Here is an 11,549-nt window from a genome sequence, read left to right as displayed (position 1 = left end):
GAAATTTCCTACTTTCGAATTTTAGCAATCAAAATTTCGCTTCCATTTATGGTTAACGGCCTCTGAATTTGCTGAAATGAGGCAGCAAATGCGGCAAACTCGAAAATTTATTTTTGTTACTGCGACAACATCCCGCCATGCCGGGGATTAGGAAGAAAATTCGTTCCAATTCTAACTGATTTTCTTATCTTTTTTCTACTTTTTGCATAGCCGGACCATTTTTGGGTTGTTTTCAAATAAATACCAAATGTTACAGACTGTAACAGTCCGTGATTAGGCGAGGCCCTTTTTCGCCACTTTTGCCCGGATTTAAGCCCCCACCGCCTGAAAGGGCGCAAGTTCAACAGTTGAGGGGTTATCCGTTTTGAAGAATATCAGCCGTTCTATTATCACCACCGTAGCTATTGCCGCTTCTTCTTTCATGCTTCCTGCTGAGGGATTTGCTGCAGCCGGCTGTGGTGGTGCTTCGTGGTACGCACTGCATTCCAAAACAGCGTCTGGCGAACGTATGAATCCTGCCACTTTAACTGCCGCACACCGTTCGCTCCGCTTCGGCACCAAGCTTAGAGTTACCAACCGCAACAATGGCCGCAGCGTCATCGTTCGCGTCAATGATCGCGGTCCATTCATTCGAGGCCGTGTCCTCGACCTTTCCCGTGCCGCCGCACAGAACATCGGCATGGTAAGCTCGGGCACCGCCAAGGTGTGCTACGAAGTCGTCGCCAGCGCTGGCTAAAGCGTTATAGCTGGCCAAACCGGGCCAGCGCTTGCTCTTCCCGTCAATCGCGGCTACCACGCGGTTGAGACTTGTGAGCTGTCTGCAGCGTCTGTCACGCTTCCCGCGGATCGTTCACAAGCCGAAGGCAACGGGAGACTTGTGAATGCGTTTGGGTGGCCGCCTCGAAGGGGCGATTTCGGTTCTTGCGGAGATCGATCAACGCAAGAGACCTGTCGCCGATGCGCTGAAGGACTGGGGCCTTGCGCATCGTTTCGCCGGTTCCGGCGATCGCGCCGCAATCGGCAACATCGTCTACGACGCGTTGCGCATGCGCCTTTCGCATGCTTTCCTGATGGATGATGACAGCGCGCTGGCAGCCGCCTACGCCGTCATGTTCCGCCAGTGGGGTTTTACGCCGGAAACGCTCGCCGCAGAACTCGCAGACGACAAGTTCGCACCGCCTGCCCTGCCCGATGCCTCTCTCGCCGCCTTCGTTAATCGCTCTCTTTCTTCGGCACCTTCCCATGTCCAAGGTGATATTCCCGAGTGGGTTCAAGCCTCCTTCGAAACTGCCTTTGGCGATAGCTGGCTTGCCGAAGCGCAGGCTCTTGCGGCGCGTCCGACACTCGATCTGCGCGCCAATATCTTGAAGGCCAGCCGCGAAAAGGCGGTCAAGGCGCTTGAAAGAGCCGGCGCGCATGAGGCGCGGATCGCTCGCTACGGTATCCGGATTCCCGCCGGCGAAGGCGCCTCGAGATTGCCGAACGTCACAGCAGAGCTTTCGTTCCAGAAAGGCTGGTTCGAAGTTCAGGACGAGGGCTCGCAGATCGTTGCGGACCTCGTGTTGCCCAGGGATGGCGAACAGGTGCTCGATTACTGCGCTGGTGGCGGCGGCAAGACGCTCGCCATGGCGGCGGCGATGCACAATAAGGGTCAGGTGCACGCCTATGACGCCGATCGCAAACGCCTTGCTCCCATCATCGAGCGCCTGAAGCGCGCCGGCACACGCAACGTCCAGGTGCATGACGACGCAAAGGCGCTTTCGAGCCTGCGCGCGCGCTGCGACAAGGTGCTCGTCGATGCACCCTGTACGGGAACCGGAACCTGGCGCCGCCGTCCGGATACCAAGTGGCGGTTGACGGCACGGAACCTCGACGAGCGCACCCATCAGCAGCAGGACGCGCTGAAACAGGCGAGCGCCTTCGTACGTCCGGGCGGAGAGCTCGTTTACGTGACCTGCTCGGTGCTGCCGCAGGAGAATGAGGAGCAGGTGCGCCGTTTCACCACGGAGAACCCGGAGTTCTCGATTGTCAGTGCGTTGCCCGCTTGGGACAACCTCTTCGGCAAGGATGCACCGCGTCCGCGCTCACCCGACAACGAGACCATCACCCTGACGCCGGCCTCGACCGACACCGATGGTTTCTTTTTCTGCCGGATGCAGCGGAAAGCCTAGGATCGGGGCTTAGGGCGCCTCGGGCGCACGCAGCGGATATTGATGCCGTGGCGGTATGAAGTGGTGGACCACAGCGATCGTGACCAGCAGAATACCGCCGAAAAATACGATCAGGAAAAGTGTCGGTCCGCCCAGATGCGAGCCGAAGGCCACCAGGGGCACAGCGCCGGCGGGCGGATGGGTAACCCGCAGAAGCAGCATACCCGCGATCGACAGCCCGACAGCGATAGCCGCTGCCCACCACAGGCCGGGGAACAAGAATACTGCCAGGCCGCCGACCAGCGCTGCCAGCAGATAGCCGCCGATGACATTGGCAGGCTGCGCGAACGCGCTTTTCGGGTGGCCGAAAAGCAGAACGGCACTGGCGCCGAACGGCGCGATCAGGAGCGGAATACCGGTTGCGACTGTAAGCGCACCCACCGAGAGCATGCCGATGACAGCTCCGACACCGGATTTCAGGTGATGGTGGGCGTGGCCCTTGGGTTCATGACGATGGAGATAATGCCGGAGATGGCGGCGCATGCAGGCGAGATCCAGATCAAGAATTAAGCAATTGCCCGTTAATAGACCAGCTCATTGCCTCTTTCCAAGCAAAGTTCTTTCGAAGCAAAGGCTTTTTCAAAAATTCCATACTTAAAACCGTTCTAAACTAGAGTATTTGACACAAGTTTAGTTTTGCGCGAAGAGGCTTTGGCAATTCAGACGGAGTTCCGTCACAGGAGAGGACCATGAAGCTCAACAAGCATTTTTGCGCCGCACTGGCGCTGGCGGCAGTGCCCCTATCCGCCACCCAGGCTTTTGGCACCGACGCCGCAGCTGTCGTCAAACACTACGCCGAAGTCGCCCATGCCAAGTACGAGGACTCGCTCACGACCGCCAAGGCGCTCGACGCGGCCATCGACGCTTTTCTGAAGGCACCCAACGACACGACGCTGCAGGCCGTCAAGGATGCCTGGATCAAGGCGCGCGTTCCCTACCAGCAGACGGAAGTCTATCGTTTCGGCAATCCGATCGTTGATGATTGGGAGGGCAAGGTGAACGCCTGGCCGCTCGACGAAGGCCTGATCGACTATGTCGACGCCTCCTACGGCACCGAGAGCGACGAGAACTCGCTCTATGTCGCGAACGTCATCGGCAACAAAACGATCAAAATCGACGGCAAGGACGTCGATGCCTCCAAGCTGACCCCGGGATTCCTTTCGGGCACGCTGCGGGAGGCAGGCGGCGTCGACGCGAACGTTGCCACCGGCTATCACGCCATCGAATTCCTGCTCTGGGGTCAGGACCTGCATGGCACGGGAGCGGGGGCCGGCGAACGCCCGGCAACCGACTACGACCTCAAGAATTGCACCCACGGCAATTGCGATCGCCGCGCCGACTACCTGAAGTCCGCTTCCACGCTGCTCGTTTCCGACCTTCAGGAAATGACCGACAACTGGGCTCCCGATGGCGCTGCTACCAAGCATGTCGAGGAAAACCCGACGGCCGGCCTCACCGCCATCCTGACCGGCATGGGTTCGCTTTCCTACGGCGAGCTGGCTGGCGAGCGCATGAAGCTTGGCCTGTTGCTGCATGATCCGGAAGAAGAACACGATTGCTTCTCGGACAACACCTACAATTCGCATCTCAACGACGCGATCGGCGTCGCTGCCGCCTACACCGGCGAATATACCCGCGTCGACGGCACGAAGCTGACCGGCCCGTCGCTGCACGACCTCGTTGCCGCCAAGGACAAGGAGCTCGACACCGAGATGACCGGCAAGCTCAACACGACGCTCGATGCCATGCATGCAATGGCAAAGCGTGGCGAGACCGTCGAGAAATACGATCAGATGATCGCCGAGGGCAACAAGGAAGGCAACGCCGCCGTCCAGGCGGCCATCGATGGCCTGATTGACCAGACGAAGTCTATCCAGCGCGTGATTGCTGCGCTCAACCTCGGTACGGTGCAGCTTGAAGGTTCCGACAGCCTGGACAATCCTAACGCCGTCTTCCAATAAGCAAAGGCGGGCCGTCCTGACGCAGGGCGGCCCGGACACCGAAATGCCGCATGACCCGGCTCGCCGTCTCTATTTCAGCGTGGCGCTTCTCGCGACGCTTGCCGGTCTGCCGGTGGCCCTTGCCGCCGGCTTCGATCTACCGGCAAGGCGCGCCGATCTTTCAGATACCGATCTGAGACGCGTTGAAACCGTAACGCGCCCGACGAACGATTTTTCCAAAGCCGAGCCCTATGAGGCGATGCAGGCGGGAGCTGCGACCTCGATCGATCCTGTCACACAGGACAGCTTTTCGCATATCTCGGCCAATATCCCCTTCGAAGAGGAACAGGACTTCAAGCTCGGCAACGCGCTCTTCAAGAAACTGTGGGTTTCCGCCCCTTCTTCGACACAGGCCTCCGATGGCCTCGGTCCGCTCTTCAACGCCCGCTCCTGCATGAGCTGCCATGTCAATGACGGACGCGGCAAGCCTCCCGAAGGCGGCGTCAGCGCGACCTCGATGTTCCTGCGCCTTGCGCGGGCACCGACGACGGCCGAGGAAGAGAGAGCCGTCGCCAATGCCGAGACGGTGAACTTTCCCGACCCTGTCTATGGGCACCAGCTGCAGGACCTTGCCGTTCCCGGCCTTGCCGCCGAAGGCAAGATGGCCATGCGCTATACGGAAAAAGCCGTGACTCTTGCCGGCGGCGAGACGATCTCGCTGCGGGCGCCGAGCTACGAAGTCAAGGACCTTGCCTATGGTCCGCTCGATCCGGCAACGACGATATCACCGCGCGTCGCGCCGCCGATGATCGGCCTCGGCCTCATCGAAGCGATTCCGGCTGCCGACATCCTGGTGCATGCCGATCCCGATGATAAAGATAGCAACGGTATCTCCGGAAGGGCGGCCATCGTTCGGGATCATCGCACCGGCAATATCGCCCTTGGCCGCTTTGGCTGGAAGGCACAGAATGCAACGGTGCGCGACCAGAACGCCGACGCTTTCTCGGGCGACATCGGCATTTCCACTCCCGACCGGCCGGACGCTCACGGCGATTGCACGAAGGCGGAGACGAAGTGCCAGGAAATGCCCTCCGGTGTGCAGCAACGGCTTGGCAACGAGGAGGCTCCCGGGCCGATCCTCGACCTCGTCACTTTCTACTCCGCCAACCTTGCGGTGCCTGCCCGGCGAAAGGCAAGCTCCCCGGTGACGCTCAGAGGCAAGGAGCTTTTCTACCGCTCCGGCTGTATTTCCTGCCACGTGCCCAAGTTCGTCACACGCCGGGACACGGTCGAAAAAGCCCAGTCTTTCCAGCTCATCTGGCCCTATTCGGATTTCCTGCTGCACGACATGGGCGAGGGCCTTGCCGATGGCCAGCAAGTCGGCGTTGCAAGCGGACGTGAATGGCGCACGCCGCCGCTATGGGGTATAGGACTGACCCAGACTGTCAGCGGACACAGCTTTTTTCTTCACGACGGCCGCGCCAGGAATCTCACCGAGGCGATCCTCTGGCATGGCGGAGAAGCCGAAAACGCCCGCGATGCATTCTCCTCTCTACCGAAAGACGATAGAGAGGCCCTGATCAGATTCCTGGAGTCCCTGTAATGCGCCTTTGGCAACCTCTCCTGCTCTCGCTTTTTCTCGCGACATCGGCGACGGCACAGACCGCGGCGCCGCCCGCAGGACTTGCCGACGAAGCAGTCCAAAGCGTCATGGCGCGCGCCGTCGACGAGGTGATCCGTCCCGGCTACCGCAACATGCAGCAATCCGCGGCACGCCTGACGACGGCGATGAAGGACCTCTGCGATAGCGGGACGCAGCAGACCCTGGATAAAGCCAAATCCGCTTTCGACGATACGGTTCGCTATTGGTCGATCATAGAGATCGTGCAAACCGGCCCCGTGATGCAGGACAATCTTTTCGAGCACGTTCTTTTCTTTCCAGACCGCAAGGGCCTCGGCCTCAAGCAGGTGCAGGCGCTGATTGCCAAGGCCGATCCAAAGGATGCTACGGTTGACGCGATCGCCGGAAAGAGCGTTGCCGTGCAGGGCCTGACGGCGCTTGAATATGTGCTTTACGGAAATGGCTCCGACGAGCTTGTCGGGCAAAAGAACGGCTTCCGTTGCCAATATGGCGCGGCTGTCGCAGGCAATATCCAGCGTGAGGCAGGCGAAGTCGTCGCGGCCTGGGAGAAGCCGGATGGCGTGCAGGCAAGCTGGAAGCATCCCGGCCCGCAAAGTGAAGACTTCATGGACAACAAAGAGGCGGTGACGGCGCTGCTCGGCATTCTCGTTCACGGCGCGGAGACCGTCCGCGATCAGCGGCTCGAGCAGTTCTACAAGGGCAAGGACACGGCGCCGCGTCCGCGCATGGCCATTTACTGGCGCTCGAAAAACACCTGGAAGTCCATGGCGGCAAACCTCGAGGGTCTGCGCACGCTCTGGCAGAAGGCCGGAATGGCCGAGCTTCTGCCGGCGGACAACAAGCCCGTTGCCGATGCCATCGAGGCGGATTTCAAGACGTTGCTCGACACGGTGCCGAAGCTCAATCCTGACATCGAAGTTGCAACCAGCGAGCCCGAGAAGGCCAAGCTCGATGCGCTTCTCGCTGATAGCCGCGAGCTGATCACGGCTATCAGCGACCAGTATGGCGGAGCGATCGGCCTTTCGGCCGGCTTCTCGTTCTCCGACGGAGACTGAGGATGTGGCGGAGCGGCCAGATCGACCGGCGCGCTTTCGTCAAGGCGGCTGGGTTCGGTTTTCTCGCTGCATTGCAGCCGCGCGGGCTTCTCGCGCTTGAGCGTGCTGATGCGGTCTATGCCTCAGGCATCCGCACAGCGAAGGGCTCTTTTGCGGTCGCCACCGTGACCGAGCGCGGCGAGATCATCGACCAGGTTGAGCTGCCTGCGCGCGCCCACGGCATGGCATTCAGCCCTGTCACCGGCAAGACGGTTGCATTCGCCCGCCGCCCCGGCACCTTTGCCATGATCCTCGATCCCCGGAACAACGCCGAGCCGATCGTCATTACCTCGGTCGAAGGCCGTCACTTCTACGGACACGGCACCTTTTCGCCGGACGGCCGGTTGCTCTATGCCAGCGAAAACGATTTCGACGGCAACCGCGGCATGATTGGTGTCTACGATGCGACGAACCGGTTCAGCCGGATCGGCGAGTTCGAAACTTACGGCATTGGCCCCCACGATATGACAGTCTCCGATGACGGGCGCTGGCTCATCGTCGCCAATGGCGGTATCGAGACCCATCCCGATTTCGGCCGCGCAAAGCTCAATCTCGGCAATATGCAGCCCTCGCTGACACTGGTCGATGCTGCGAGCGGCACGCTGATCGAAAAGCACGTGCTGCCTAAACAATTGTCGGCGCTTTCGACCCGCCATGTCGATATCGATGCCGACGGCCGTGTCTGGTTCGCGTGCCAATATGAAGGTCATCGCAACGACCTGCCGCCGCTTGTCGGCCGCTTCGCCAAAGGCGAGGAACTGACTTTCGTCGACTTGCCGGAAGAAACGACCCGCCGGCTTGGCAACTACGTCGGCGCGATCGCGGTCAACCGAAAGGATGGCCTTGTCGGCATCACATCGCCGAAAGGAGCTTTCGTGACGATCGACGCCCGTTCCGGTAGCGTAGTGGCCGAGGAAATCATCTCCGACGCTGCGGGGATCGCGCCAGCGCAGCATGGATTTGCGGTTTCCGCCTACGACGGGAACTTCCTTGCGACACATAGCGACGTTGCCTGGGATCAACACATCGCCATGATTGCGCCGGAACGCGCGTGAGCGAGCCGCCGCATCCTTGTCGAATCCGGCACGGCGTGCCACTTTCGCCATCGCAAGGAGGCAAGTGCATGAGCATTAGGGACAGCGGCGATTTTCGCGAGCGCATCCGTCAAAACTTTGCCCGCCAGCGGGCGATGGAAACGATCGGTGCAGAGCTGACGCGCGTCGAGCACGGCGTGGTGGAAATCGAGCTACCCTTCGACGTGAAGCTCACACAGCAGCATGGTATACTCCACGCCGGCATCATTTCAGCGGCGCTGGACAGTGCGTGCGGCTTTGCGGCCTATAGTGTCATCGACCCCGATGCGTCGATCCTGACGATCGAGTTCAAGGTCAATCTGATGTCACCTGGGCGCGGCGAGCGCTTTCTGTTTCGCGGCGAGATAACGAAGCCCGGCTCCAACATCATCGTGGCCGACGGTCGCGGTTACGCAATCGGCGATGGCCCGGCAAAACTGATCGCATCCATGACCGGGACGATGATGGTCGTCCGCGGCAGAGAGGGAATTACAGGATGAAATTCGAATTGAAGTCGGTCGCCGGCAAGTCCATCCTCTTCGTCATGGCGGCGGAAGCGGAATACGGTCCCTTCCTGCGCTCCCGCTTCGAACCGCTGATGACAGGTGTCGGTCCCGTCGAGGCCGCTGTCGCGATGACGAAGACGCTTAGCCGGCTCGATGCTGCCGACGACCTGCCGCAGCTTGTCGTCTCGCTCGGCTCGGCAGGTTCCGCGACGCTGGAGCAGACGGAAATTTACCAGGTTTCCTCGGTTTCCTACCGCGATATGGATGCGTCGCCGCTCGGCTTCGAGAAGGGCCGTACGCCGTTCCTCGACCTTCCGGCGGTCCTCGATCTGCCGCTGCGCATTCCCGGCATTCCCGAGGCTAGCCTTTCGACAGGCGCCAATGTTGTCTCAGGCCCCGCTTACAAGAATATTGCCGCCGATATGGTCGATATGGAGACCTTCGCGATTCTGCGCGCTTGCCAAGGCTACAAGCTACCGCTGATCGGGCTTCGGGGAATTTCCGACGGCGTCGAGGAATTGCAGCATATCTCCGGATGGACCGAATATCTGCATGTTATCGACCGCAAGCTCTCCTATGCCGTCGACGGCCTGTTCACGGCTCTGGAGGACGGCGTCTTCTGGTTCTGAAACCCTTTAAAACAGGGACAATCAGGACAATAAAATCCCGGCTCGGCGGATTTCGTGCATTGCAAGAACGGGTGCTTTTCATTAAAGGCTCGCCATGACCCAGACAGCACATCCCGACAGTGTTCTCATCGTCGATTTCGGCAGCCAGGTAACCCAGCTGATCGCACGCCGCGTGCGCGAAGCGGGCGTCTATTGCGAGATCGTTCCCTTCCAGTCCGCCGAAGAGGGCTTCAAGCGCCTCCAGCCGAAAGCCGTGATCCTGTCCGGCAGCCCGGCTTCGACGGTGGACGAAGGTTCGCCGCGCGCGCCTGATATCATCTTCGACAGCGGCCTGCCGGTTTTCGGAATCTGCTACGGCCAGCAGACGATGTGCATGCAGCTCGGCGGCAAGGTCGAGAGCGGCCATCATCGCGAATTCGGCCGCGCCTTCCTTGAGGTCGATGAGGACAGCAAGCTGTTCGAAGGCCTCTGGTCGAAGGGTTCCCGCCATCAGGTCTGGATGAGCCATGGCGACCGCGTCACCGCGCTGCCGGCCGGCTTCGAAGTCGTTGCGACGTCGCCGAACGCTCCTTACGCTTTCATCGCCGACGAGAAGCGCAAGTATTACGGCGTGCAGTTCCACCCTGAGGTCGTGCACACGCCTGATGGCGCCAAGCTGATCGGCAACTTCATTCACAACATCGCCGGCATCAAGGGCGACTGGTCGATGTCCGCCTATCGCCAGAAGGCGGTGGACGAGATCCGGAAGCAGGTCGGCGACAAGCGCGTCATCTGCGCCCTATCGGGCGGCGTCGACAGCTCGGTTGCCGCGTTGCTGATCCACGAGGCCGTGGGTGACCAGCTGACCTGCATCCTCGTTGACCACGGCCTGATGCGGAAGGACGAGGCGGCCAACGTGGTCGCCATGTTCCGCGAGCACTACAACCTGCATCTCCTGCACGTCGATGCGTCTGACAAGTTCATCGGCGAACTCGAAGGCGTCAGCGATCCGGAAACCAAACGCAAGATTATCGGCCGCCTCTTTATCGAGACCTTCGAGGAAGAGGCCAAGAAGCTCGGCGGCGCCGACTTCCTCGGCCAAGGCACGCTCTATCCGGACGTGATTGAATCCGTTTCCTTCACCGGCGGTCCATCGGTCACCATCAAGTCGCACCACAATGTCGGCGGCCTGCCGGAGCGCATGAAGATGCAGCTCGTCGAGCCGCTGCGAGAACTTTTCAAGGATGAGGTGCGCGTGCTTGGCAAGGAGCTCGGCCTGCCGGACTCGTTCATCGGCCGCCACCCGTTCCCCGGCCCGGGCCTCGCGATCCGCTGCCCGGGTGGCATCAGCCGCGAAAAGCTCGACATCCTGCGCGAAGCCGACGCCATCTATCTCGACGAAATCCGCAAGGCCGGGCTCTACGACGCGATCTGGCAGGCCTTCGCCGTGCTGCTGCCGGTACAGACCGTCGGCGTCATGGGCGACGGGCGCACTTACGAATTCGTCTGCGCGCTGCGGGCCGTCACCTCGGTCGACGGCATGACGGCGGATTTTTATCACTACGACATGGAATTCCTCGGCCGCGCCGCGACCCGCATCATCAACGAAGTCCGCGGCATCAACCGCGTGGTCTACGACGTGACGTCGAAACCACCGGGCACGATCGAGTGGGAGTGAGAGTGTAGCTTCAGGAGCTAATGATCGCCACCTTGAATAGCATGGCGATCATGAGTATCTTACCATCGTCTTACCGCGTGGATAAAGATCGATGGCCCAGTCTGAAAAGCTCATCACCACCGTCTCTACCAAGGGACAGGTCATTCTTCCCAAAGCTGTGCGCCAGCGGCGGGAGTGGGAGGCAGGTACTCGTCTGATTGTCGAGGAAACTCCCGAGGGCGTGCTGTTAAGGCAGGCACCGGCCTTCTCTTCCACCCAGCCGGAGGAAGTGTTTGGCATGCTTCCTTTCAGTGGTGAGCCGAAAACCTTGGAAGAAATGGAAGCCGGCGTGTTGGCCGAAGCCCGCCGTCGCCATGATCGCGATTGATACCAATCTCATCGTCCGGTACCTCACCGGCGATCATCCGGCGCAATCTTCCCGTGCTCGTGAAATCGTAGACGGACAAGCCGTCTTCATCACCGTAACGGTGATACTGGAAGTCGAATGGGTACTGCGCAGCACCTACAACTACGCTCGATCGGATGTCATTCGTGCGCTCCGCGCCTTTTGCGGCCTGCCCACGGTGACGATCGAGGAAGCCAGCATCGTCGTGGCCGCGTTCGGTCGCACCGAACGAGGCATGGATTTTGCCGATGCCCTACACCTTACCAAAGCGGTCCATTGCGAAGAGTTCATTACCTTCGACCGCAAATTCATAAAGGCGGCCCAAGCCGCCGGCTATGCGACTGTCCGGGAAGCCTGAAGATAATCGGTTGAGACGCGTTCATTGGCGCTCCTACGCTTTGTTCGTGGGAGTG

Annotated in this window: 12 protein-coding genes; 11 read left to right on the top strand and 1 reads right to left on the bottom strand. The window is 60.4% G+C overall.

Annotation, left to right across the window (positions count from 1 at the left end; translation table 11 throughout):
• The first annotated feature begins 364 nt into the window (after window positions 1–364).
• Window positions 365–736, top strand: coding sequence for a septal ring lytic transglycosylase RlpA family protein (locus HGP14_RS01105; RefSeq protein ID WP_168828004.1), 372 nt, complete (start codon window positions 365–367; stop codon window positions 734–736).
• A gap of 145 nt (window positions 737–881) precedes the next feature.
• On the top strand, window positions 882–2,171 hold the full coding sequence (locus tag HGP14_RS01100) for an RsmB/NOP family class I SAM-dependent RNA methyltransferase (RefSeq protein WP_168828003.1): 1,290 nt from the start codon (window positions 882–884) through the stop codon (window positions 2,169–2,171).
• A gap of 9 nt (window positions 2,172–2,180) precedes the next feature.
• Here HGP14_RS01100 and HGP14_RS01095 read toward each other — a convergent pair whose 3' ends face one another.
• On the bottom strand, window positions 2,181–2,693 hold the full coding sequence (locus tag HGP14_RS01095; RefSeq protein ID WP_168828002.1) for an HPP family protein: 513 nt from the start codon (window positions 2,691–2,693) through the stop codon (window positions 2,181–2,183).
• 206 nt (window positions 2,694–2,899) lie between these two features.
• On the opposite strand from HGP14_RS01095, the gene HGP14_RS01090 reads away from it, so the two are divergent.
• The 9 genes from HGP14_RS01090 (at window position 2,900) to HGP14_RS01050 (ending at window position 11,494) form a co-directional block, all read left to right on the top strand.
• A complete protein-coding gene (locus HGP14_RS01090; protein ID WP_168828001.1) occupies window positions 2,900–4,171 on the top strand; it encodes an imelysin family protein in 1,272 nt (423 codons plus the stop codon).
• A gap of 43 nt (window positions 4,172–4,214) precedes the next feature.
• Window positions 4,215–5,753: a di-heme oxidoredictase family protein gene (locus HGP14_RS01085; protein ID WP_168828000.1), complete on the top strand. Its 1,539-nt coding sequence runs from the start codon at window positions 4,215–4,217 to the stop codon at window positions 5,751–5,753.
• Entirely contained in the window at window positions 5,753–6,847 is a 1,095-nt protein-coding gene (locus HGP14_RS01080) for an imelysin family protein (protein WP_168827999.1), read from the top strand. Before HGP14_RS01085 ends, HGP14_RS01080 begins: the two co-directional genes overlap by 1 nt.
• Before the next feature lie 2 nt (window positions 6,848–6,849).
• Entirely contained in the window at window positions 6,850–7,941 is a 1,092-nt protein-coding gene (locus tag HGP14_RS01075) for a DUF1513 domain-containing protein (protein WP_168827998.1), read from the top strand.
• 68 nt (window positions 7,942–8,009) lie between these two features.
• Window positions 8,010–8,459 (top strand): PaaI family thioesterase, encoded by a 450-nt coding sequence (locus HGP14_RS01070; protein ID WP_168827997.1) that lies wholly within the window; start codon window positions 8,010–8,012, stop codon window positions 8,457–8,459.
• Window positions 8,456–9,094, top strand: coding sequence for a 5'-methylthioadenosine/S-adenosylhomocysteine nucleosidase (locus HGP14_RS01065; protein WP_168827996.1), 639 nt, complete (start codon window positions 8,456–8,458; stop codon window positions 9,092–9,094). Before HGP14_RS01070 ends, HGP14_RS01065 begins: the two co-directional genes overlap by 4 nt.
• Before the next feature lie 94 nt (window positions 9,095–9,188).
• The gene (guaA, locus tag HGP14_RS01060) at window positions 9,189–10,751 is read left to right on the top strand and encodes a glutamine-hydrolyzing GMP synthase (RefSeq protein WP_168827995.1); all 1,563 of its coding nucleotides are present in this window, start codon (window positions 9,189–9,191) and stop codon (window positions 10,749–10,751) included.
• Between the two features lie 91 nt (window positions 10,752–10,842).
• Window positions 10,843–11,118, top strand: a complete 276-nt coding sequence (locus tag HGP14_RS01055; RefSeq protein WP_168827994.1) for an AbrB/MazE/SpoVT family DNA-binding domain-containing protein — start codon at window positions 10,843–10,845, stop codon at window positions 11,116–11,118.
• Entirely contained in the window at window positions 11,105–11,494 is a 390-nt protein-coding gene (locus tag HGP14_RS01050; RefSeq protein WP_168827993.1) for a type II toxin-antitoxin system VapC family toxin, read from the top strand. Before HGP14_RS01055 ends, HGP14_RS01050 begins: the two co-directional genes overlap by 14 nt.
• The last annotated feature ends 55 nt before the right edge of the window (window positions 11,495–11,549 follow it).

The organism is Rhizobium sp. P32RR-XVIII (genome assembly GCF_012641395.1).
Lineage (GTDB): Bacteria > Pseudomonadota > Alphaproteobacteria > Rhizobiales > Rhizobiaceae > Rhizobium.
The sequence above is the reverse complement of the archived record's forward strand: the minus strand, read 5'-3'. Positions and strand labels throughout refer to the sequence as shown.